This is a genomic window from Arthrobacter sp. H5, assembly GCF_000520595.1.
In the GTDB taxonomy this organism is placed as follows: Bacteria; Actinomycetota; Actinomycetes; order Actinomycetales; family Micrococcaceae; genus Arthrobacter_D.
This window is the reverse complement of sequence record NZ_KI914985.1, coordinates 24780-48480: the sequence shown is the minus strand read 5'-3', so window position 1 is coordinate 48480 and position 23701 is coordinate 24780. Positions and strand designations below refer to the sequence as shown.

Genomic DNA, 23701 nt, shown 5'->3' with positions numbered 1-23701 from the left:
GAGGGGGAACGGCTCATCCGCTCCGGCCAGCCCTGGAAGTGGGGCATGTTCTTCCTGCTCGGCAGCAGCCTGCACGGCAAGACCCTCGGCATCGTAGGCATGGGCGCCATCGGCCAGGCCACCGCACTCCGGGCCAAAGCTTTCGGCATGGAAATCATCTACCAGTCGCGCAGTGAAATCGATCCCGGGATCGCCGCAGAGCTGGGCGCCCGGCGCGTCGACCTCGACGAGCTGCTGACCGTCTCCGACATCGTCTCCCTGCACTGCCCCTACGGGCCTGCCACCCACCACCTGATCGGCGCCGAACAACTCGCGGCCATGAAGGATTCGGCCTACCTCATCAACGCCGCCCGCGGGCCCATCATCGACGAAGCAGCCCTCGCTTCTGCCCTTCGCGAGGGACAGATCACCGGCGCCGGGCTCGACGTTTTTGAAAACGAGCCCCGCGTGCACCCCGGATTGCTCGAGCTCGAGAACGTTGTGCTCGTCCCGCACCTCGGCTCCGCCACCGTCGAGACCCGTACCGCCATGGCAATGCTCGCAGCAGACAATGCCCTCGCCGTGCTCAGCGACGAACGACCACCCTCGCCGATCAATTAGAGGCAACCGGCGCCGACGCGCGAGACGACAACCCGGCCGAGTACGAGGCCCTAGTGGGGAAAGGTTGAGAACAGTGGTTGGAGAGGGGAAGGACAGGCCCATGCAATCCTGGTGGAAATGTTCGAGCTTGGTAGGACACGCACCGATGGCTCAGGGCGCAGCGCTATGAACACCCAAGATTCAACTCTCGGACAATGGACGGAGGCTCTGGCAAAGTCAACGGGGTCACCTGGTGGAGGAGCAGGAGCTGGGGTGATGCTTGCCCTTGCTGCATCCCTGATGTCCATGGTGGCCGGCTACACCGAGTCCGATGCTGGACAACAGGATGAAATCGATGCTCTGATTGCCCGAGCGCAGTCGCTACGCGAATCCGCACTCAAGCTAGCTGACGAGGACTCAGCTGCTTCCAGCGCGTTTGGAGCAGCATTCCGCCTCGACCCGGGAGAGCGTCGGGACGAGGCTATACGCGCCGCATCCATAGAAGCTGCAAAAACTTCCGCAGCGCTCGGCGAGAAGGCAATAGGGGCAATCGAGGACTTGTTTTGGCTCGCCCACCAAGGCAACTCTGCGCTGATTGCCGACGTCGTTGTAGCATGCGGCGCACTGCGCGGTGCGATTTCCGGAGCACGCACAAACGTGAGCTTCGATTTGGCATCGCTCACGTCAGCTGGACAGTCACTGGAGCAAGTCGCTAAAGCTAACCCGGCGCTCTGGGGCTCGGTCGAGCGCTTCAACGCCGCCATAAGACACATCGATACTTTGACCGCCGAAGTGGACGACCGAGCAGCACCGACGGATAAGGGTTGAATCTGCCTGCCGTCTAGAACAAGGCCGTCATGCTGGGAGTGACTACGCCGTCGACTGGCTGATCATGAGGCTCGCGCGGCACAGTCTCACGAAACTCGGATTCGAAAACGACGGCGTAAACCGTTGGGGAATAGTCCAAGGCTGAAAGGGTGCGGTCGAAGTAACCACGTCCCCATCCAAGCCGCATCCCTGAGCGGTCCACAGCGGCCGCAGGAACAATCATCAGGTCTACCTCGGCCATGATTTCGGCGCTCAAGGGTTCCCCGACGATTTCCGGTATGCCAAAGAGGCCTACTTGCTCTGTCCCGCCGCGGCTTGGAACCCAATCCAAGAGCCCGTCGACCCTGCTCACCGGCAGGATCACATCGACACCGTTGGACGCTGCCCACTCTAGGAAGGGTCTTGTTCCGGGCTCATCTTCAGTCGATAAGTAACAGGCAACGAAACGCGGGGCGCGGTCGATGACCAAGCTCATCAAACGGGCCGAGATGTTCGCTGCCGCAGCGTTCCGTTCCGCAATGGGACGTTGACGGCGCTCCGCGCGAATGTTGGCCCGCAGCTCACGCTTCGTTGATGTCACGCGCACATTATTGCACCATGCCGTTGATGCTCGAGATATGTGGGATGCACGTGACGCTCTCCCTAATCGCCGATAACCATGACTCTGTCAACTAGCCGCTCAGCCCTTCAGTTGGCTTTAGCCACGCAGGAGCGGTCTTCGGGTTTGCGAGATTCGACGCGTGTGAGTGCCATAGTAGTGACATAAAGACGCCATAAAGCGTCATTGCCGGCTCGCCAGCTTGGCGGGAAATTGAGGCGAAACTCGAGGGCTGCGCTGGGGACTTTCCGCTTGAGGTCTTGTGTTTTGAGGTGCTGTTTTGGTCGAGCAGTTGTCCAACAGCCTGTTGGACAACTGCTGCTCCTGATGCCGCGGACCGGTATCGATTGCGCCACGGGCCGTGGCGCAATCGAGCTGATAGCAGGGCGGTCAATTTGATCGTGGGGCTAGTCGTTCCGCCACTGCAGCCCGAGAAGGCGAAACGCCTTCATAAGTTCTGGTTCGTCGCCCTCAAAACTTCTGTGGGTTGTACCTATAACTCGGGGGGAGACCTGTGGATCACCTGGACGCTCGAAAACAGCCCATAGGGTTAGGTCGTCCCCGTGGCGGGAAGTAAAAGTGACACCGTCAAAGTCAGTGGTCTCGTAGAGCCACGTTGCGACGCTCTGCGTTAGTCGTCGTGGCCGGGCATCCTTCAACGCCGCGGCATCAAAGTCGGTCAGCCCCAACGTGAGGGCCAAGCCGATGAAGTGCGGATACAGTGCCGCGACACTGGCGGATGCGGTCACCGCACAGAACTGGCCGCGCAGTGTTCCCGAAGCGACTTCACGCGGATCAAGCCATTCCCGCGGTACCAGGCCGGGGGAGAGGGTCGGGTGCAGGTCCCGGTCTGCTTCGTCCTCGACGATGTCGTCGAGTGCCTGTGCGAGGCGCGGATCTCTCCGGAAACCCGCGAGGACCTCGAGCAGGCATGCGAGGAGGCTCGAGCCCGCATAGATGGTGCGGAAGGTCCCGTCGACGTCGTCCCACCGGCCCGGGAACCGACCGTTAGTCGCCCACTCCCAACCGCTCCACGCCCAGGGATCGGGCCGAAAGCCTATACGCCACACTGTCTGCGAGGCGGTGGCCTCGGACAATGTTCGGGGGGTCACTGATTAGCCTGCTGCGGCGAAGGCCCGGGCGGCTGCCAGAACCGACGGACCTGCGTCCTCAAGTTGTCCTTCGCGTAATAGCCGCGCGGGGGGCACGTCGTCGAGCTGCGGGTTCATTCCCATGAACCAGGCTTGAACGACGGGAGCGGCATCGCGTTCATGGATCAGCGCTGCCACGTGATAGGCGCTGCGAAGGCGGTGCATAACATCCATCGATGGTCTTCGCTCACCCTCAGCCCACTGGCGCACGGCCCGGGTTTCCTTCACCGAGCCCAGATACGCCACCAGTTTGGCGCCCAACAGATCCCGCAGCTCACGCACCAGCTCATCGTCCGGAAGACGAATGGAATCCCTATGAGCCCTGAGATCTGAGCGTGCTCCTGCTACAGCTGTCATGAATCCATGATCCCATAGAAGGCCTATCCAATCTACAATTTGAGCACACCAACAATCACACCTGAAATCACCGATATCCTTTGTTATGTAAGGTAGCGGTTTCGGGAAGGGGTCGGAGCCCTCTCCTATCCGGTGCTCTCCGAGCTGATCTGGCCGAAGGTTGCGGCATGTTCGTCCGCCGCTGGCAGGGCCCGTTGTACGTTGCTGCATTGATATAGCAGCGCGTCGCTTTGGTCTGGATCCTGTCATGGGAATCAAGTTTGCGAACGCCGCCGGTGAGTGGATCTATCCGCTCCCGCCACACCAAGACGAAGCGGAAGACTGACGGGCGAGGGGCGAGCATAGAAAGGGGCGACCATGTGGTCGCCCCCTTTCTGCATTTGGCTCCGCGCACCATGATTTAGCCCAGGCCGAAGTCCCTTTCCTTCACGCGCTCTGGTTCAGATGAGTCCCGGCGACGGGACGGGCGATGCTTGGCCCTCACCGCTGCTGAGGGTGGTGTGCCGTTGCTAAGGTCGGCAGCCAGCACTGCGGCTACTCCTTCTCTGCCGACCTCTGTCGTTCCAGCCCGCTCCATTAGATAGTCCGCGAGCCGCGCCCTGCGGTCGCCGGAGTCCCAGTGCTCCTCAGCGCTGGCAGCTGCGTTCTGTGTGTCGACGTCGTTCTGCAAATTCCCGGTAACAACGGCCGCTGACTGCCGTTCAGCTTCTGCATGGTCACGCTGCGCGTCCCGGTCCGCTCTGGTCCGCTCCCCATCTGTCGTGCCACTCTGCTCGGTGGTCCCTCGAGACGAGAGCCCTTGCTCATCGAGGTAGTCCTCGGGGGTCAGGTCGTATCGTGTCTTGATTTCTTCGTGCATGTGTTCGCGGGACAGGCGAGCCATGTCATCGAAGGGTTCCCATTGCTGCGACAGGGCGTACTGTGATGCGACGTCCTCGGGCTTTGCTGACTCCCAGAACTGCGGTTGATAGACGGCTCCGAGCTGCGTGCGCATCACGGCGCGCTCGGCCTCGAATCGTTCCTCGAGCTGGCGTCGCTGCGCTTCTTGCGCGCGCAGGATCTGCTCATTGCGCTCCGCTCGCTGACGGGCGAGCATTTCACCGAGGCGACCGGCAACAGCCAACGCGGACTGCAGTTGAGGCCGGAAGAGACCCTCGGCTCCGTCAGGTGTGTCGTGAGTCATCTGCTATTTCCCTATCCCTTGGTCCGGCATATGCAGCTCTGTCTCGTAGTCCTGGGTGCGCCGTTGTGTCCTCTGCGACGGTTTCGCTTCCGAGAGCGCCGGCAATGCCTTCCGCTGCACGCCTGCTGCGGTCTCAGGTGCTGGGAGTCGTGGTTCGGGAACATCGGGAAGCGGTGCTCCCACGATGCTCAGGTGCTCCGTTACTGTCTCGTTGAGCAGGCGCGCTTCGCGGAGGTCGTTGTTGCTGGCCTGCATGTCGTGGAGCGCGCGGATTGTGCGCAGCATTTGCTGCATGATGAGCGTCTGCGCGACCGGTGACGGTGCGGTGGCGGCCGCGAGGAGGAACGATGTGGTGCCGGCCATCCGTAGTCCTGGCTTCACAGGTTCGCTGATGGTGATCCCTGATCGGTGAGCGGACCGCGCAAGGACACGTGAAGCGTGCGCGAGGGGCCCTGGCTCTGCTTCTGTGGCTTTCGACCAGGCACCGAAGGCTCCGGAGGCTTCACGGGCGACGTGCGCCCACGTCTGGTGATCGTCCACTGCTACTGACGACATGACGCGCCGGGCCTTGGCCATGTCGAGTGCGAGCTTCCTGGCCGCGACCTCATCGACGGCCAAACCTCCGACCATCGACGCGCGAGTGCCACGCTTGATGTCCGGACCTTGCCTGTGCACAATTCTTTGCTGGCGCTTGGCCGCCCACCATTCCTCGGCTGCTTCCTGGGATGCTTCGGGGGTGTCAGTCCAGGCTGTGCGCAGCGCTGGGAGGGTGAGGTCTTTGGCGAGTTTTCCGCCGCCGAACCAGACCGGGTCCATGCCCCTGGGTGGTCGCTCGGCTACCGAGTAGCCCGTGACGACTGAGCGGCCGCCGTCCGCGAAACGCGATACTGTCCGCCCTTCTCTTGGCAAGTCTCGCAAGGCCGGCTTTCGCGGCATATCCTCGCTCCGCTCCGGTATTCCACGGTCCGACCTCTCCAACTGGCCAATTCACTTCGCGACCAAGTGATGACGGCGTTGCCGAAAGGAACGCAGGACATGTGAAAGCAGAGGAGATGACACCAACGACACCACCGGGCCGGGTGAGAGCAAGGGATTTGATGATGAAGTGGTTGTGCATCGAGTGGTTGCCCGTGTTATGTCGCGGGTCGTGCAGCTTGGTCCTGGCGAACGGCACGTTACCGACGGCGGCGTCGAAGTACCCGCCGGGAAGACGCGTGTCAGCGAAGGACTCGGCGCGAATGTCAGCGTCCGGGTACAGCGCCTGGGAGATGCCGGCGGTGATCGGGTCCAGCTCGACACCGGTCATGGTCGCAGGTTCGGGTGCGAGGCCAATGAAGGTTCCGGCACCGGATCCCGGTTCGAGGACGCGGCCACCGTCGAAACCGAGCGTGTTGAGAGTCTGCCAGATTTCCGTGGCGAGGGAAGGATCGGTGTAGTGCGCGTTGATGACGGTACGGTTCGCGGCCCGGTACTCGTCCTCGCTCAGCAGCTCGCGTAGCTCAACCCGGTCCGCCTCGTACTCAGCACGGCTCTCATCGAAAACCTCGGCAACACCGGTAGCTCCCCAACTCCCCCACCGGGCCAACACATCGCGTTCTGCTGCGGTGGCCGCACGGTCCTGCTCCTGCAGCTCACGCAGGACCCGCAACGCAGCGACATTCGCTTGGAAGCGCGCACGCGCCCCTGACCGGGCTAGATCGTCCTGCCGCGCAGGAAGGAATCGGTGATCGGGTACAGCAGGGGCTACTGGCGCTGGTTGTCCCGGTCCAGTTCCTCGGCCCTCAGATTCTCCAAGTCCTCCTGATACCCGTGGTTGAACGATTGGATTATCTCGTGCATCAGACGCGTCGACTCCGGCATCTCCTCGTCCGAGTCGTCGCCCTCCGTCTCCATCTCGTCCGGCGTCAGCATCTCCGCTCGGACGATCTCCTCGGCCTGCATCCTCGAGGCGTTCAACCGGCCCACCTTCTCCAGATAGGTTTCGCCCTTCGGGTCCGGTCCCGCCAGCTTGTACTGCAACTCCCCCACCTGGTGCATCGCTTCCTCGCCCAGCTTCCGGAACCACTCCTCCGGGTCCGGGATCAGGGCGTACTGCGACGGCGCGGTCATCTTCCACGTCTCCTGAGCGAACTTGCCGTACTTGTTCATCACGAACCTCCTCTGATGGTGCGAAAAGAAATGCATCGAGACTTGCCTGACCATCAATCTGGTTGCGCTTGCGCGATCGCGCCATCGGACGTCCCCCTGGTGCCGGTAGAAATACTTCTCCCACCGTACCCAGCACCCGAATCCTGTCTGGGAAGGATACACATAACTGCTCCTCAGTCCACTAATGACCACTCGGTTGTCGCTTGTACCCAGCACCCGCAAGACCATCAGTGCGCAGCGCGCGAATGATCGTCGACCGATGTACTTTGAACTTCTTCGCAATCGACTCGACCGTCTGCTTTTCCTGGTCCCGGAGTCTGCGGGCCTCCACGACGTCGTGCGGTTGCAGCCGCGGCGGCCGGCCACCCCTACCTGCTGCAACGGCAAGGCCGGCCTTCGTCCGCTCCCGAATCAACTCACGCTCCATCTCCGCGACGCTCGCGATGATGTTGAACATCAGCCGACCCGAGGCGGTCGTCGTGTCGATGCCCTCGGACAGAGACCGGAACATCACGCCGCGTTCGTGCAGTGTGTCCAACAAATCCACGAGCCCGCGCACTGTGCGACCAAGGCGGTCAAGTTTGGTCACCACGAGTGTGTTGCCAGGCTGCAACGCGCGTAGGCACACCTCCAGCTGCGGGCGGGCCATCGTCGCACCAGACCGGCCATGGTCGGCGTAGATGTCATAGCAGCCAGCGTCGACTAACTGTTGACGCTGTGCCTCAAGGTTCTGATCAACCGTTGATACTCGCGCGTACCCGAGCATCACACCTTCAGGCACCAACCTCGGCTCCTCAACGCCCTCAAGGTGTTCCGGTCGATCCATGTAGTCCTCCCCCAGTCCCGAGGGTCGCAGAATTCGTCTCGCCCTCGCGTTATGACAATACACGTTTCGCACTTGGTTTGTGATCCACGCGGGCGGCGTTCTAGCATGTCTGTGAGTTTTCGTCAAGATGGCGGGGTTATGTCGATGAAGGTGGCGGGGTCCACAGCCACTCCTTCAGTCAACGTCCATGTGGAAAACCTCTAGCGGGCAGCGTTCAATCAGTCAAAGAAGTACGACAGCTTCGTAATCGGCTGCGATGATGACCAACATGCAGAGCGGGGGCGACGAGCGGGTCATGCTGTAGGCAAACAGAAACAGGGGATGGCCACGGCCTGAAAGCTCCTGGGGTTTCACCCCGATGTACGGCGATGATGGTTGGTGCCACAGCTGCGGCACTCCGCTGCGCGAGCAAACCGGACCCTCGTGTTGGAGCGCAGAAGCCTCACCGCCCGAGGTGCGTTCATGCCCTACTGGATGTACGACACTCTTTGCGTCGACGAGCACATTACTGAAACGGCAAAGAAGGAGTTCGGGATCTCTGGCAGGGATGTCGCGGACGACTGCATGTCGGTGGCTCGGCGAAGATCGCAGATGCTGCCAGCACCTTTCCAGAATTTTGCGGTCGCCCATCCCGGGCCTTTTTCGTCAGCTGCGGGAGGTGTGTTGGGCGAGGATGCGCCCAACGGCGTCTGGATCGCGGGGTGTGATGGTTGGGCGAACGTGGCGACCGACGTCGATCACGAGGGCCATGTTCTTCGCGGGGCGTTGGAGGTCGAGGTTCCACCAGTGGAGAAAGTCGTCCGAGCCCCAAATCCGCCACCGACGGACCTTGTTCACACCGGTGAGCTGAAGTTTTGAGACGCTTCTGATTGAGGCGTAAGGGATCCGCTTTGCTCCCCACAGGTAGTAGCGACGGATGGTCAGTCCCCGGTGGTCGCAGCGGATACAACACGAGAAGCAGTTGTTGGCCCGCCGGTAAAGCGACTGGGTTTACTGTGATCCTCGACCCCAGCGCTGTCACGGTCGATGACCGCCTCAAGGCCTACGGCGACATTGAATCGAGAATGGGGCAGAGCTTGCGAATCATCTTGATGGGTGGAAGATGTTCCAGCACACCCAGGGCTGGCGTTGTAGGGCTAGCCCACTAGAACATTGGCGAACACCTGCCATGCCAGCAGACTCTTGGCGATAAGGCTGAGCACGATGTAGCTACGTTCGCCCGTGAGGTAGTTCTTCCAGCGGCCCACTTGCTTGTACTGAAGCCACTGGTTGATCGCAAAGCTGTTGAAGAACACGAACAGCGAAACGATGATGCCGTACACGAACCCGGGGGGTCCCTCCCCTCCTTCGACGCCGACGTTGACGATCAGGTAGACCGCGGCGGCCAGCCACGGACCGATACCAGCAACGCAGCCGAACCAGAAAGGCGTCCACCAGGCGCGCCGGCCGCGTTCTGATTTTCCGTCCGCGTTGTGCATGAGTCCGTTGTTGGTCATCTCCATCAACCATCCGAAAAGGATCATCGAGATGTTGGCGATACCCAGACCAATGAGTGCTGCGATGTCGGAAATGCCCAGGATCAGGCTGATGAGCACGATCATGAGGGTGGAGGACAAGCTGTACTCCACCCAGCGGAAACGGTTACGCCCTCTAGACAGCTCGCCGATGTAGCGGTGGAAACCTAAGGGTGAAGCGATCAAGAAGTGGAAGAAGGCAGAGAGGAAGAGGAAAGATGCTGTCGCGATACCCAGGGGAACATCGAAGACGAGATTAGTAACACCCTGTGACAAAGGTGTCCCCGGCGGCCCGTTCAACGCGAACGTCGACACTGGTAAGGAAAAGTCATTACTGAGCGCCACCATGACTGACCCTGACACCAGATGCAGGACCCCCATGACAGTGTTGAAGACCCGCAGCCGCTTAGCTGAGTGGGCTGAGACATGGACGGAGGTGGTTTGCAGCTCTAGCGGATAGGCACTCATAGTCATGATTGTGACACCGTTCGATCGAATCTAGCCCCGAACCTAGCTCCAGACCCACCGTTCCCAGACAGCGAATCCCCCTGACTGCCTTGAGCACCGACCGCAGTTCTACATCTAACAACTTCCGACGTGACTGAACAGCTCGACACGTCATCTAGCGGTGCGAAAAAACGGCCAACTAGCGCCGCGATCTACACCGCCCATATGCCGATCTGTGAAACGCAGAGATAAATGGCGGTGTTTCTGCAGCGCTAAATGTCACCCTCAGCGCCCGGTAGTCGATCTTTTTAGCGGGGCCCGAGGCTGGACCTCGCTACAGCGGTTCTGGTTCGTAGTCGAAGAACGCTGCTCTCGGCAGCACCTGCTTTTCTTGGAGCTTCTGCTTATCTGCGGCGCTCAGACGCGCGACCTCGGCAGCGGCGTCCCAGTTGTCGCGGATGCTCGACACAAGATGGTCGATGATGTTCCGGCCTTCTGCCGCGTTGAGCCCGTATGTCTCGGACTCGCTCACCAACGCGGCGAAGTTGGAGACCTTCGTGCCGCGGTCTCCTCGCCCGTATGGCATCGCCTGCTCGAATGTGTCGCCAGACCTTTGCCCCGGAGCAAGATCGTAGGCTGGGGTCAATTCCAAGTGCCTCCCATTCCAAAACGCGGCGTGGTTCCGGGCATGGTCGTCATTGTTGCTGATGGCGATGTTCATCGCGATGCGCCGGAACAGCTCCGGTCCCGGCTGAGTCGCGTCGTTCGCGTACTCGCGGAGCACATCGAGAATCTGCGGGTAGGACACATACCGTGCATACATCTCGTCGGTCAGAGCCATCGTCAGGCTAGATACTACGTGGCGCCGTCCGCCGGCTCCATCTCGGTCGAATCGCCTGACAAGGAGGACCTCCTTGCCGAGGGATGAGATGACCTTGCTCTCGGGCACGTTCATGCCCGCCCTGCGCGCGAGTTCAAGCATCGCGCCTTCGGCGTTCACCACTGAGAAGACGCGGTCGTCTGACGACGAGAACTTTGCGAGCCACTCGCTCCCATCTCCATCAGTGAGTGTCGCCTTCGGGCGTGCGCCTCCAAGACTCGTGCCATGCATCATGGCCGCATCCAGACCTGCCGATAGCTCTCCGCCTTCGTCGAGGATGATGGCCGCCCTGTGTAACTCATCGAGGGTCGCCGACTCATCCCGAGGCACGTAGTTCTCACGATCGACTTGGAAATCCAATGCACCGAAGCGATTCGAGCTGGAGCTCAGCATGTAGTCGATTTCGTTGAGGGAGTTTGGTGCAGCACCCCGTCGCCTTTCGATGACACCGCGACCCCACCTGTCGGGGCTCCCATCCCTGAGGACGCCAGCGATGTTTAGCCCGTCTGCAGGCTCCTGGATACCGGGTCGCAGCGGAAGCTCCGGGGTGAACAGGCTGATGGCGTCCGGCCGGGCTCGGTACCTCAGTCCGTAGACGAAGGTGACGAGTGGCCCGGCTTGCTCCACCCTCCCGGCCACCACGGGCTCGGTCTGGCCCGGTAACCACGTCCAGACGTAGAGCTCATCAGAAGTCGTCATCGATACTTCCGCTCTTTGGTCGGCGCACTCGGCTTGGGAGAAGAGCGAGCATCTCCTCGCCACGCTGACGACGAATCGCGATTTCGGAGCGGTCCTCCAGCCCGAAGATAGGGACGCCGACGAGGTCTGCGAGGTCCATCATCGTGCCGACGGCCGCGCCACGGCTACCGGCCTCAGCTGAGAGCACCGTCTGCTCCGAGACGTTCGCGCGCGCAGCGAGCTCTTTGGCTGTCCATTTTCGGTCGATTCGACCCTGCCGGATGAGTTGCCCCCATATGGTGAGCGCGTCCTGGATATGCGGGCGCAACGGCACAGTTCGCTTCACAATTACCAACCTTCTTAAAACATGTCTAAACAATCCCTAGGCATGTTTTATCATAACAAGCACTGCTGCGTTTTCGCCTCAGTCGCTTGAATCTACACCCGCTCACTGCATACCTATGCGCCGGTGTGGGTGATGACGATGACGACGCCTTAACCTTGATCCACCGATTCAGGCTGTCACAGGTCTGCGCATATCCGGGTCCGGAGTCCCGGTCTTCCACACCGTACCGCCGACTGTGTGTCCCGGCCCGCAACCGACCTCCGGCCATCGGCACGATCGGATGGTGCCCGGCCTTTAGCGACGCGACGAGGCGTATGGACACCGGTGCGCAGCCAGCTGGCATTCCAACAAATTCCTGGACCCCGTCCATGACGGGGCGGTGCTGCCGATCCTGCACCTGAACGGGTACAAGATCGCCAACCCCACCGTGTTGGCCCGTATCCCCGACCGGGAGCTGATGAGCCTTTTGGAGGGCTACGGGCACAAGCCCTACCTGGTGGAAGGGGATGACCCGGCCACCGTCCACCAGCGGTTCGCCGCCGTCATGGACGAGGTCATCGACGAGATCGGCCGCATCCAGCACGACGCCCGGGGAGGAGAGGCGTCGGAACGGCCGCGGTGGCCACTGATCGTGCTGCGCACACCCAAGGGCTGGACCGGACCCAAGGAGGTCGACGGGTTGCCGACGGAAGGTACCTGGCGGTCCCACCAGGTGCCGCTGGCCGGTCTCCGGGAAAACCCCGAACATCTGCGCCAGCTGCAGGACTGGCTGGCCTCCTACCGCCCGGAAGAATTGTTCGATGAGAACGGGAGTTTGCTGCCCGAACTGGCCGAGCTTGCTCCGGAAGGCAACCGCCGGATGAGCGCCAACCCGGTGACCAACGGCCGAACCGTGCTGGAACCGTTGCGCCTACCGGACTTCCGGGACTACGCGGTGCCGGTTGACTCACCGGGAACAACCGTCGCCGAGGCGACCCGGGTGCTCGGTACATGGTTGCGTGATGTCATCCGCAACAACCCGACCACGTTCCGGCTGATGGGGCCGGACGAGACGCTCAGCAACCGGCTCGGCGCCGTATTCGAGGCCACCGACCGTGTGTGGGAAGCCGAAACGCTGCCCACCGACGAACATCTTGCCCGCTCCGGGCGGGTGATGGAGGTGCTCTCGGAGCACCTCTGCCAGGGCTGGCTGGAAGGCTACCTGCTCACCGGTCGGCACGGGATGTTTTCCTGCTATGAGGCGTTCATCCACATCGTCGATTCAATGGTGAATCAGCACGCCAAATGGCTCAAGGTCGCGGCCGAGATCCCGTGGCGCCAACCGATCGCGTCACTGAACTACCTGCTGACCTCACATGTGTGGCGCCAGGACCACAACGGGTTCTCTCACCAGGACCCGGGCTTCATCGACCATCTGGTCAATAAGAAGGCGAAAATCGTCCGTGTCTACTTGCCGCCGGATGCCAACACGCTGCTCTCGGTCGCGGACCACTGCCTGCGCAGCCGCAACTACATCAACCTCATCGTCGCCGGAAAACAGCCCGCCCTGTCCTATCTCAACATGGAGGACGCCGCGCTGCACTGCCGGCGCGGGCTGGGTATCTGGGAATGGGCTGGCAACGAACCGGCTCCCGGCACTAGGCAGGCTGCCGGTCCCGGAACGGGAGCTTCCCGGGCGCTCCCGGACGTGGTGATGGCCTGCGCCGGAGACGTCCCCACCCTGGAAACCCTCGCCGCCGTGGACCTGCTGCGCCAATACCTGCCCGACCTCACCGTCCGGGTCGTCAATGTGTGGATCTGATGCGCCTGCAATCCGATACACAGCACCCGCACGGACTCCCCGATGCGGAATTCGACGCCATCTTCACCTCCGGGCAGCCGGTCGTCTTCGCCTACCACGGCTACCCGGCCCTGATCCACCGCCTCACCTACAGCCGAACAAATCACTCAAACATCCACGTGCGCGGATTCCAGGAGGAAGGCACCACGACCACACCGTTCGACGTTGTCATGCTCAACGACCTGGACCGGTTCCACCTGGTGATGGACGTCATCGACCGGGTTCCCGGTCTCGGCGAGTCTGCCGCCCCACTGCGCCAGCGGATGAGTGACGAACGGCTCCGGGCCCGCGCGTGGACCCGCGACCACGGCGACGACGACCCGGCGATCAGCGGCTGGAGCTGGCCCCACGCCGGTGCAACCGGACACGTGTAGGGGGCTCCCGATGCATCTTGACCATCTCCCTCCCCCCGGTGGGCGCATGGGCAACGGCTCCGGCTATCGTGCGGTCATTTTCGACATGGACGGGGTGGTCACCGACACCGCCGGCATCCATGCGGCAGCATGGAAGAGCCTCTTCGAGCAGGCCCTGCCCGAGCTGACGGGGACCGCGCAGGAGCCCTTCGACACGAACCGGGACTACCGGGCCTTCGTCGACGGGCGGACTCGGGAAGACGGGGTCAGGACCTTCCTCGCCTCCCGCGGCATCGACCTGCCCGAAGGCAACCCGGATGATGGGCCCGAGCAGCCGACCATCAACGGGCTCGCCGCCCGCAAGCAGAGCTTCTTCGCCGACGAACTGGCCCGTGACGCCGTGCGAGTGTTCCCCGAGACGGTGGAGTTGCTCCGGAGCTTGCGTGCGGAGAATGTGGCCACAGCACTGGTGACGGCCAGCCGCAACAGCCGGGCGGTACTCGACGCGGCAGGCGTTACAGACCTGTTCACAGTGCGGGTCGATGGTACGGACGCGCTGCGGCTGGCACTGCCGGGAAAGCCCCATCCGGCCATGTTCCTGGAGGCTGCGCGGCGCCTCCGGGTGGAGCCCGCGGATGCCGTCGTCATCGAGGACGCGGCCGCAGGAGTCCACGCCGCCGCCGCAGGTGGGTTCGGTCTGGTCGTCGGGGTCGACCGCACCGGGACCGGCTCGCAGCTTGCCGAAGCCGGTGCGGACGTGGTGGTCCAAGACCTGGCCGCCCTGCCACTGCTGCGCCCGATTCGCGGCAATTCTCTGATGAACGGGGAGGAACGCTGGTCTGCCGGTGCAACAGCCACCGCTCCCGGTGACTGGAATCTGGTCTATGACCGATTCGATCCGGCCCGGGAGGGAACCCGGGAGGCGCTGTGCACGCTGGGAAACGGGTACTGGGCCACCCGTGGAGCCGTGCCCGGTAGCACCGCTGACGGAACCCACTATCCGGGCACCTACCTGGCCGGGATCTACAACCGGCTCAGCACCGACCTCGGCGGCCGCGTCCACGAAACCGAGCATCTGGTCAACGCCCCCGACTGGGCATTCCTGACCGTCCGGGCCGAAGGCGGTACGGTCCTCCGCCCGGGCGCGCCGGAGATGATCGGCCACCACCAGGATCTTGACCTGCGCCGGGGAGTGTTGACCCGCACCAACCGTTACCGGGACGCCGCCGGGCGGACCACACGGGTCACGTCCCGGCAATTCCACTCCATGGCCGAACTGCACCTGGCTGCACTGGAAGTCACCGTCGACGCCGAGGACTGGTCCGGGGAACTGGTCATCCGCTCGACCGTGAACGGAGACGTAGAAAACCGCAACGTGGCAGCAGACCGATCCCTCGCCCGCAAACATCTGACTCCGGTCCGCTCCAGTGAGTTGGACGGTGAAACGGTGCTATACGAGGCGGTCACCACCCAGTCTCAGATCGGGATCGCCACCGGCGTGCGCACCCGTATTAGCGCCTGCGACGCGGTCACCGGCCGCCGGCTGATCGCCGAGAACACCTCCGCCGGGCACGAGATCACCGTGACGCTGCAGCAGGGCCGGTCGCTGAGGATCGAGAAAACCGCGGCAATAGCGACCTCGCGAGATCGTGGTCTGTCCACTGCCGCCCTCGACGCCGGGAGCAGGATCCGCCGCGCTCCCGGATTCGAGGACCTGCTGGGCGCCCAGGTGGAGGCGTGGGAAGAGCTGTGGAGCCGGTTCGGGATCCGCCTGCAGACCGGCGTCCGGCAGTCGCTGGCCCTGAACGTGCACATCTTCCATGTGCTGCAAACTGTTGCCGTCGCCGGTCCGGATCTGGACGTCGGCCTACCCGCGCGTGGCCTGCATGGCGAGGGTTACCGCGGTCACATTTTCTGGGATGAACTCTTCGTCTATCCGATGCTGACTCTGCGCCGGCCGGAACTGACCCGCGCCTTCCTGCTCTACCGGTACCGGCGACTGAATGAGGCGCGTGCATCCGCCCGCACGGAAGGACTGGATGGGGCCATGTTTCCCTGGCAGTCCGGCAGCGACGGGCGGGAGGAAACCCCCACCGAACTGTTCAACGTCCGCAATGGGCAGTGGATGCCGGACAATTCGCGTCGGCAGCGCCATGTCGGCCTTGCCGTGGCCTACAGCGTGTGGCAGTACTACCAGGCCACCGCCGACACAGGGTTCCTGACTGACTACGGGGCAGAAACCCTCATAGAAGTCGCGCGGCTTTTCGCCAGCCTGGCCGTCCACGACCCGGTCGATGACCGCTTCGACATCATCGGCGTCATGGGCCCCGACGAGTACCACGACGGCTACCCCGACGCCCCCGGGCAGGGACTGCGGAACAACGCATACACGAACGTGCTCGCCGCATGGGTGCTTACCCGGGCCTGCGAGACAGTGGACCTGCTGATCGGTCAGGACTGCGACCCCCTCTGGCACCGGCTGCACCTGGATCCCGGGGAGCCCGCACGCTGGGACCGGATCAGTCGGCGGCTGCGCGTCCCGTTCCACGACGGTGTCATCAGCCAGTTCGAGGGATATGAACATCTTACGGAATTCGACTGGGACGCGTACCGGGCCCGGTACGGCAACATCGGCCGGCTGGACCTGATCCTGCAGGCCGAGAATGACAGCACCAACAGGTACCGGCTCTCCAAGCAAGCCGATGTGTTGGTGCTCTTCTACCTGTTCTCCGCCGAAGAGCTCCGGGATGTCTTCCACCGCCTCGGCTACGACCTGGACCCCGAACTGATCCCCGCCACCGTCCGGTACTACCTCTCCCGCACCAGCCACGGGTCGACCCTGAGCAAGCTCACCCACAGTTGGGTTCTCGCCCGAACCGACCGGACACGGTCCTGGGCACTGTTCGAGCAGGCCCTCGAGGCTGATCTCGCCGACACGCAGGGCGGCACCACCCGCGAGGGTGTCCATCTCGGGGCGATGGCCGGGACCGCCGATATGGTGATGCGCTGCTACGGCGGTGTCGAAACTCGCCAGGACGCTCTCTGGCTGCACCCGGTCCTGCCCGCCGAGCTGCCCCGCATCTCGTTCCGGCTCAGCTACCGGGGACAGCCGGTCAGCATCAGCCTCACCCACCACCGGGCACGACTACGCCTGCACCCCTGCTCTGCCGAACCCATCCACGTCTGCGTCGAGGGCATCGAAAGAACACTCATGCCCGGCGACAGTTGGGATGTCGCCCTGGCGTCGACGTCCTCACCGGCACTGCCCGGGCCGCACACGCGCCATGCCGCTCTGGTCAAGGACTGACCCCGTGGCAGGCAATCATGCGCCCCGTTGCCGGCAGATCGCCGAAACCCTGGCCCGGCACGGCCTCGGGTTCCTTGTCGGGGCCGCAGCGCTGGAAAGGTGGCTTCCCTTCCACCACGGGATCCTCGGCCACGAGCGCCGGAAAGAACCCTGTTCGAATCCGGAACACCTGCGTCTGGCCCTGGAACAGCTCGGACCCACGTTCGTGAAACTCGGACAGGTCCTCGGGAGGGATCAGACTTCACAGCCTTCATCGGGGACCGCAAAGAGGACATCGACAATCGCGCCAACGGCCCTCAGGTCGGTATAAACGTCGAGATGCTGTCCCAAAAATCTGTGGGCATGAAGGTCTCCGAGGTCACTCTCCGCGATGGCGGTGCAGCCGTTCAATTCATGTCCGATGAAGGTGTCGGACCAGACGGGCGGCTTGCAACACTAGCTGCCGACCTGTCTGCCAGTAGCAGAGCCGAGTGAGCGGTCGTGCTCATTCCCGAGGGACAGCTGTCCCTGAACTTCAAGGAGGCGACAGCAGCAGCGAAGACACGGAACACACCGCTGATGGCCCATCTGTTGATGGCCGCAGTTCCACTGCTTCACGATCTCACCGACGAAAGACACCGGGCCTTGGAGACGTTCCTCCATGTTGAAGGGGCAGCCGATCCTTCCGGCAACCCGGGAACCGTCGATGATTTGCTGACTTTGCTGCTGGAAAAGACCTCAGACAATTCCGAGTGACGCATTCAACTCTTCGCGCAGCATCGGCTCATCCACAGGTGGACGGCTTTGAGCTGTCGTTGGGGCTCCACCCGCCCACAGATGGACGACCCGCAGTAAAAACTAGGTAGGGCATGTGGCCGGCGTGGGTGTCGGTTCTGGCCCGTACAGTCCCGCGTATGGGCCAGAACCGAAGATACAAGGCCAAGTGCGTGGCTGATGGAACAGCGGAGTTAGGAATTCGTGATGCGCGCAAGGAGCTGATCATGCTCACCGCGACCGAGCTCGACATAGACAATTGCCGGTCGCGCGGGGCGGATCTGATGATGTGTCCAGCCATCGTGCTTACTGTAGCGATCGTGCAACCTAAGCGGGACAGTTTTGTGGGCGGGGTATACGCGAATCAGCGACTCCAGGTTCTATATGGGATTTGTCATTTTCAGAAGGCGACTGCACGGAATGTCCGAAGCCGTCTGCACGGCCGCTCCTACCAATCCACCCCGTCCGGTCGGGGCCAGTCAAACCCCTGTCACAGCCACTTCAGACCGTTCGTTCCAGGTGCACCACCGCGGGTGCGGGATGCATGAGGAAGTCGCGGTGGCTGATGTTGTACGCGTAGGCGCCGGCCATGCCGAAGACGACGACGTCGCCCACGGCCAAGCGCGGCACGGTGATGTCCCGCGCCAGGACATCCTTGGGTGTGCACAGCTGACCGACGAAGGTCACCTCCGTCCCGGTTTCGGACGGCCGCGGCCAGGGCCGCCCCCACCCGTGGCGGGGTACGACGGCGAGGGGCTGGCTATGGCCCTTGGCCGCCGGAGTGCGCAGATGGTGCGTGCCTCCGGCGCAGACAGCAAAGACCTTCCCGTGACTGCGCTTGAGGTCCAGGACCTGGGTGGCATACCAGCCCGAATATGCGCTGATCGCGCGGCCTGGCTCGATGCGCACCGTCAGGGGAGTGTATGCCTCAGCCAAGGGCGCAAGGAGCCGCGCGTACTCGTCCCAGTCGAACACCCGGTCCGGATCCGCGTAGTCCACGTCCATGCCGCCTCCCACGTTGACCTCCCTCACATCCAGGCCATGGCGTGCGGCGAACGCGGCTGCCCAGTCCAGCACCGATGAGGCCAGGGCGACGCAGCCTGCGGGTCCGTGGCCGCTGGCCAGATGGGCGTGGATGCCGAACAGCTCGACGCCGGGCAGTTGGGCCAGCTCGACAGCGGCCTTTTCAGCCTCTGCCGGGTCCATGCCGAAGGGACTGGGGACGCCGCCCATCGTCAGGGCGGCAACCCCGTCACCGGCGGTCCCGGACGGAATATTCACCCGGAGAAGGACCGGGGCCACGGTTCCGGCGGCCCGGGCGAAGAGGTCGAGCCGGCGCAGCTCGTGCAGGCTCTCGACGTGGAATCGGTGGACGCCGGCGTCGAGTGCTGCGGCCAGTTCGACGTCGGTTTTGCCGGGACCGCCGAAAGCCAGCGGCACCCCGGGCAGGTGGGAACGGACGTGGGCGAGCTCGCCCCCGCTGGCCACTTCGAGGCCGTCGACGTGGGCGCCGATGACCGCCAGGAGCCGGGGATCGGGATTGGCCTTGACGGCGTGGAGGATCTCGATCCCGCCTCCGGCCTGATCGAAGGCCGAGCGGATCCTTGCCAGATGCCCCGCGAGGTGCTCGAGGTCGTAAATGTAAGCGGGCACGCCGCCGCCGTCGGCCAGTGCGCAGGCTGCCTCCCTGACCCGCTCCGGCAGCGCCGTCCCCTGCGGGCGCAAAATCAGTTCTTCTGCGATGGTCGTCGCTGCTCCTCGGTCAGTGCGCTGCCAAAGGGGTTGGGAAACGCAACGTATCCCGCGAGCTTGTCGGCGCGACGCTGCCAGCGGATCAACATATTGGTCTTGGCAGGAAGGGGCACTCCCGCGAGCAGTGCGCGGAGCCGGGGTGGATTGCCCAGTGCAGTACTCGTCTCGGCAACCGTGCCACCCAGAATGTCCCATAGTTCGTTCTCGAAGCCGGGCGGTTCCGGGGCCAGATCAGCCAGGGCGCCGGCTATCTCGGCCAGATGGTTGACGAAGAGGCAGTAGGCGATCCTGTTCCAGCCCTGTTCCTCGTCGTAGGCAACGGCTCCGGAGATCTCCGGAGGCAGTGCGGCGAGGACGTCGGTGTGGCGGCTACCCACAAGCTTGGTGCCTTCGAGGTCGCGGGCAAGGATCTGCAGCGGCATGCCGTCCGGGCCGAGAACGGCCAGGACGTTCTGTAGGTGTGGTTCGAGGACGACGCCGTGTTCGGCCCATAGTCGCAGCAGGGGTGGAACCATCAGCTGGACGTATCTCTTCCACCATTGCCGGGCCCATGCCCGGGGATCCGCCGGGTCCGCGAGGTCCGAGAGCCGGGTCCGGGTGCCGGCCGGGTCCGGTGCGGCGGCGAGGCTGGCGGCGAGGTGAACGGTCTGCCCGGGTAGGGTCCAGCCCGCGATGCCTGTACGGACGATGGTACCGAGTCCTTCCAGGAGCGCCAGCCGCTGCTCCGGGGTTCCGTAGCTTTCCGGCAGCTGGGCGCTGCGCGCGGCAGGCTCCTCGAGCAGCGTGAAATTCGGGTGCATTATGGCGACTTCGGCCAAGGGTTCACGTAGCAAACGGGTGAGCTCGACGGCGCCGGAGAGCTCGTATACAGAGTTTTTGCGCAGGCAATTGGTGATCCGGACGTTCAGGCTTGTCTTGAGGAAGACATCCGTTTCCGGCTGGTAGAGGGTACGCACGCTGGCCGTGGGGTGGAAGGGCAGGCCTGTCTGGCCGAGGTCCAGGATCGTACCGTCGGCCACTGCCGCGGACAGGACCGGGCCAAGTTCCTTGTCGGTACTCAGCAACCGGTGCTGCCACGGGTGCACCGGCAAGGCTTTGTGGCCGGCGGGCACGTCCGGAGCCGCTTTGGCCAGCAGCCGGTTGGTCGAGGCGTGCTCATCGAAGCCACCGCCAACGGACTGCTCGAATACGAGGTTTTCTGGCACTGCGAGCCAGTGCAATGGGAAAGCCGTGCGTGTCTCCGGCGAGTACTGCCGCCACTTGCCGGCGTCCCCGGAACGCCATTTCGGGGCCGGGTGGCGCGGGTGCCCGGCGATGAGTGACTGCTCCGAATCGATGAAGGCAGCGAGCGGCTCAGTGATCGTGCGGACCGGGACGTCCGGGCGGGCATCGAGGATGTCGGCGAGGCTGTCGCGGCTGGCAAGGACCTGGGCTGCGAATTCCTCATTGTCCTCCCCGGTGCGGGCGGTGAGTTCGGCCGTAACGAGAGCAGCAAGCTCTTGGAGGTCGATGTCCTCCCACGATCCCGATGCGGCGTCCTGCTGCTGGATGGCACCGGCGAAACGGTGGGCTGCCACGGTGGAGACCCGGAGGAGGCGGGCACGGAGGAGACTGCCGATGTGCGGAAGGCGTAGCAGCAGATGGCCGCCGTCGACCCACATCTGGCCGTCAGGGGTGGACACTTCGCGGATGAGGCAGCCAAGCAGCGTATGCGCTGATGTGAGGTCCGCCTCGCTGGCAAGCCGCGGTCTGGTGAGGATTGGTGTGATCACTTCGGATTCCGTTCGAGTGTCTTGACAGTTATGGGGGATCGCGCGGCAGCGAACCTGCCGGACGCGAGGGCGAGAATGGTGCCGACAACGACGGGTAGAGCGAGCGGGGCAGCAGGGCCGAAGAGGCCGAAGGCTGCAAAAGCCGAAGCGAAGTGGGCTCCTGCCACTGCAGCGATTTCGCCTCGGCGCATCACTGCCATCCTGTGGCCTTGAAATAGTTGGGCCCCGTGCGAAGGTAGTACTTGTTTACGTCCGTACAGCCAAGCCGCTCCTTGGGGAGCAGAGTTCCAGCCGTGATCATGGCCTTGATCGGCAGACGGTCGGCATCGAGCACACTCGAACGCATCAGTTCCGCAGCCTGTCGGGATCCGGCGTCGCCGGGATCGGACCACCGCTCCACCGCCTCCAGGAGGCGGCCGCGGGCGAGGCCCAGCAGCTCTGCCCGACGACGTCGGTCCTCGCCGGCTTCCTCAACCACCAGGGCAGCGACGCACAGATGCAGCGTGATGGTGGTGACCATGTCGGCGAGCTCCGCAGGATCCTGGACAGCGATCCGCGAGTCGGCGAAGTCCTCCGAGCGCACCGGGCGGCCAAGGGCTGCAGATGCGCGGGAGCAATCGATGCGCCCGCTGTCGTTGTCCTTGTAGACGAGCCGCAGCCCGCCGGGCCCCTGGGCGACAGTGATGTTCTGTTGATGGGCTTCCAAGGCGATGCCGTAGCGCAGCCACAGTGCCACGTGCCAGTCCAGCAAGGCGGAGAAGTAGGCGTCGAACCATTCAGCGACGCCTCCGCCTGCCTGCGCGGCCAGCGCTTCCACTATCCGGCGCTCCGGCCGGGCCGGGTCCTGTGCCAGGAGTCCGGCTACGGGGACAAGGGTGTCCTGGGCAACCTCGGCAGGATAAGTGCGCACGAGCACCGCCAGCAAGTCGCTGTCGCTGTCGGCCCAGACCGACTCGTCCGCCAACAGGATCTTCGCTGCGAGCCGGGGCTCCCGCCCCAGTACCTCGGCCAACAGGTGCTGGACCTGCTCCCCGACGGCCAGTGTGCCCGGCTTGATGGTGCGCCGGTTCCGCTGGCCGAGAGTCGCCGTCGGCAGGGGCAGCTTGAGGTGGACGCCGGGATTGGCGGAGAGGGCGACTGTGCGGGTCGACAACGTCGGCACGACGAGCGGCCCGGTCGCAGCAACGGCGGTCAGCTCGGCTCGGGCTACGGTGAGCGGGTGCACGGGCATGGCCACGTGGTCCCGGTCCAAGTCTGGGTCGAAGCCCAGTCCGGACGGTGCAGGCCACCACTCCGGACGGCCCTGTGTGAGGGAACCGGAGAACCGCAGTCGCTTGCGCGGCACGATGGTCCAGTTCAAGGCGAATTCGGGGAGATATTCGGGGGCGTAACTGCGCAGCTCATCCTCGTCCATACCCCAGCGGCAACGGCCGGTCGGATGCACAGGGTGGTCCCGGAGTGCTGCAAGCGCCTCATGCTGCAGGAGCCCTGAAAATCCCTGTTCCGTTCCGGCAGCAAGCCTTCCCTGCAGGGCGGGGCCGGCGGCATCGTGCAGCCGCAACACCTCTGCCGTCTGCCGGCACTCCTCGGTGAATGCCACCCACCCGGCCTCGGCCTTGGCGTCATCGCGCGGCGCGAGTGCTGCCAGGACGCCGTCGAGCGTGGACTCGACGCGCAGTTTCCCGGATCCTTCGTCAACTGCCAGCAGGGAGTCGGCCACGGAGTGGTCGGCGAGGAAACCGTCGTCGCGCACGGATAGATAGGCGACGCGGCCGCCAGGCAACGGGGCGCTCCACCAGTCGGCGTCCCCGGCGAGCCCGTCCGGCGCGGGGACGGAATGGCCATTGCTCTGGAGTCCCAAATGATCCTCACGCAACAGGGCGTCCAAGACGCGGGCGAGCAACCCCGCGGTTGTGTCCAGGCTTGCGATAGCTGCGGGGTTCATGCCCCAACGCTCCATCGGCTCGAACCGACGAAGTCCTCGACGGCGGTCCGGACGGACTCCGCGGACGGCCCCAGTGCATGGACCACCGAAAGGTAATCGCGGTTGGTGCCGTGCAGCGGCGCCGAGACACCCGGGTCGCGGAGCCTGCGGTGACCCAGCCTCACTCCGCCGGGAAGATCCGCGGACAGCTCGGCGGGCGATTCATAGAGGGTGCCTTCACGATCGGCCGTCACATAATGGATGCGTGCCTGCCGGCCCAGCTCGGCCGGGCACGGCAGGCCGTCCGGAAGCGGCTCGCCGAGATGCAGCCGGATGACCGCGGCGAAGAGGTCGACGCCGAGCAGTTCTGAGCAGATCAGGTCCATCGTGTCGCCGATCAGCCGATAGTTGACCTCGATGATGCGGGCCCGGCCGCCGTCGACGACGAATTCGGTATGGCAGGCC

21 protein-coding genes and 1 pseudogene are annotated in these 23701 nt (G+C 63.9%); 6 read left to right on the top strand and 16 right to left on the bottom strand.

The annotated features are described in order from the left end of the window. The coding region (locus tag Y708_RS30895) for an NAD(P)-dependent oxidoreductase (protein WP_035775482.1) at nt 1-600 on the top strand (600 nt) is incomplete at its 5' end. Nucleotides 601-765: 165 nt separating this feature from the next. Then, nucleotides 766-1407: a cyclodeaminase/cyclohydrolase family protein gene (locus Y708_RS0106405; protein ID WP_028279286.1), complete on the top strand. Its 642-nt coding sequence runs from the start codon at nt 766-768 to the stop codon at nt 1405-1407. Between the two features lie 13 nt (nt 1408-1420). On the opposite strand, the gene Y708_RS0106400 is transcribed toward Y708_RS0106405, so the two are convergent. The 8 genes from Y708_RS0106400 to Y708_RS23320 form a co-directional block, all read right to left on the bottom strand. Beyond that, the gene (locus tag Y708_RS0106400; RefSeq protein ID WP_253905713.1) at nt 1421-1987 is read right to left on the bottom strand and encodes a 5-formyltetrahydrofolate cyclo-ligase; all 567 of its coding nucleotides are present in this window, start codon (nt 1985-1987) and stop codon (nt 1421-1423) included. Nucleotides 1988-2412: 425 nt separating this feature from the next. Next, nucleotides 2413-3117 carry an RES domain-containing protein gene (locus tag Y708_RS23335; RefSeq protein WP_051478709.1) on the bottom strand — a complete coding sequence of 235 codons (705 nt, stop codon included), beginning with the start codon at nt 3115-3117 and terminating at the stop codon, nt 2413-2415. Nucleotides 3118-3120: 3 nt separating this feature from the next. Beyond that, nucleotides 3121-3513, bottom strand: coding sequence for a hypothetical protein (locus Y708_RS0106390; RefSeq protein ID WP_028279284.1), 393 nt, complete (start codon nt 3511-3513; stop codon nt 3121-3123). A gap of 400 nt (nt 3514-3913) precedes the next feature. Beyond that, the gene (locus tag Y708_RS0106385) at nt 3914-4696 is read right to left on the bottom strand and encodes a hypothetical protein (protein ID WP_051478707.1); all 783 of its coding nucleotides are present in this window, start codon (nt 4694-4696) and stop codon (nt 3914-3916) included. Nucleotides 4697-4699: 3 nt separating this feature from the next. Next, nucleotides 4700-5512: a hypothetical protein gene (locus Y708_RS23330; protein ID WP_028279282.1), complete on the bottom strand. Its 813-nt coding sequence runs from the start codon at nt 5510-5512 to the stop codon at nt 4700-4702. Then, the gene (locus tag Y708_RS30355) at nt 5436-6344 is read right to left on the bottom strand and encodes a class I SAM-dependent methyltransferase (protein ID WP_028279281.1); all 909 of its coding nucleotides are present in this window, start codon (nt 6342-6344) and stop codon (nt 5436-5438) included. The genes Y708_RS23330 and Y708_RS30355 overlap by 77 nt, the downstream gene beginning before the upstream one ends. Before the next feature lie 95 nt (nt 6345-6439). Next, entirely contained in the window at nt 6440-6844 is a 405-nt protein-coding gene (locus tag Y708_RS30350) for a hypothetical protein (RefSeq protein ID WP_035775518.1), read from the bottom strand. Between the two features lie 181 nt (nt 6845-7025). Further along, nucleotides 7026-7670 (bottom strand): recombinase family protein, encoded by a 645-nt coding sequence (locus Y708_RS23320; protein WP_081746535.1) that lies wholly within the window; start codon nt 7668-7670, stop codon nt 7026-7028. Between the two features lie 462 nt (nt 7671-8132). Between Y708_RS23320 and Y708_RS0106360 the strand changes: the two genes are divergently transcribed. Further along, nucleotides 8133-8528 carry a hypothetical protein gene (locus Y708_RS0106360; RefSeq protein WP_155853730.1) on the top strand — a complete coding sequence of 132 codons (396 nt, stop codon included), beginning with the start codon at nt 8133-8135 and terminating at the stop codon, nt 8526-8528. Between the two features lie 278 nt (nt 8529-8806). Here the strand turns inward: Y708_RS0106360 and heR are convergent, their stop codons facing one another. From heR to Y708_RS0106345, 3 genes are all read right to left on the bottom strand, one after another. Then, nucleotides 8807-9652: a heliorhodopsin HeR gene (heR, locus tag Y708_RS0106355; RefSeq protein ID WP_028279278.1), complete on the bottom strand. Its 846-nt coding sequence runs from the start codon at nt 9650-9652 to the stop codon at nt 8807-8809. Between the two features lie 313 nt (nt 9653-9965). Next, nucleotides 9966-11210 (bottom strand): type II toxin-antitoxin system HipA family toxin, encoded by a 1245-nt coding sequence (locus Y708_RS23315; protein WP_035775478.1) that lies wholly within the window; start codon nt 11208-11210, stop codon nt 9966-9968. Further along, nucleotides 11197-11535 carry a helix-turn-helix transcriptional regulator gene (locus Y708_RS0106345; protein ID WP_051478706.1) on the bottom strand — a complete coding sequence of 113 codons (339 nt, stop codon included), beginning with the start codon at nt 11533-11535 and terminating at the stop codon, nt 11197-11199. Before Y708_RS0106345 ends, Y708_RS23315 begins: the two co-directional genes overlap by 14 nt. Nucleotides 11536-11863: 328 nt before the next feature. Here Y708_RS0106345 and Y708_RS23310 point away from each other — a divergent pair. The 3 genes and pseudogenes from Y708_RS23310 to Y708_RS0106325 all read left to right on the top strand — a co-directional run. After that, nucleotides 11864-13749 (top strand): annotated as a pseudogene (locus Y708_RS23310) (phosphoketolase family protein); the annotation flags it as partial. 46 nt (nt 13750-13795) lie between these two features. Beyond that, the gene (locus Y708_RS23305; protein WP_253905711.1) at nt 13796-17035 is read left to right on the top strand and encodes a beta-phosphoglucomutase family hydrolase; all 3240 of its coding nucleotides are present in this window, start codon (nt 13796-13798) and stop codon (nt 17033-17035) included. A gap of 480 nt (nt 17036-17515) precedes the next feature. Next, a complete protein-coding gene (locus Y708_RS0106325) occupies nt 17516-17770 on the top strand; it encodes a hypothetical protein (protein WP_028279275.1) in 255 nt (84 codons plus the stop codon). A 519-nt stretch (nt 17771-18289) separates the two neighbouring features. Here Y708_RS0106325 and Y708_RS0106320 read toward each other — a convergent pair. The 5 genes from Y708_RS0106320 to Y708_RS29665 all read right to left on the bottom strand — a co-directional run. After that, nucleotides 18290-19513, bottom strand: coding sequence for a type III PLP-dependent enzyme (locus Y708_RS0106320; protein ID WP_028279274.1), 1224 nt, complete (start codon nt 19511-19513; stop codon nt 18290-18292). A 2-nt stretch (nt 19514-19515) separates the two neighbouring features. Further along, a complete protein-coding gene (locus Y708_RS23300) occupies nt 19516-21312 on the bottom strand; it encodes an IucA/IucC family protein (protein WP_216699737.1) in 1797 nt (598 codons plus the stop codon). Continuing rightward, on the bottom strand, nt 21309-21503 hold the full coding sequence (locus Y708_RS0106310; RefSeq protein WP_028279273.1) for a hypothetical protein: 195 nt from the start codon (nt 21501-21503) through the stop codon (nt 21309-21311). Before Y708_RS0106310 ends, Y708_RS23300 begins: the two co-directional genes overlap by 4 nt. Further along, nucleotides 21503-23257, bottom strand: coding sequence for an IucA/IucC family protein (locus Y708_RS0106305; protein WP_035775476.1), 1755 nt, complete (start codon nt 23255-23257; stop codon nt 21503-21505). The genes Y708_RS0106310 and Y708_RS0106305 overlap by 1 nt, the downstream gene beginning before the upstream one ends. Then, nucleotides 23254-23701 (bottom strand): hypothetical protein (locus Y708_RS29665; RefSeq protein WP_035775474.1); only part of this gene is annotated, 448 nt, incomplete at its 5' end. The genes Y708_RS29665 and Y708_RS0106305, both read right to left, overlap by 4 nt.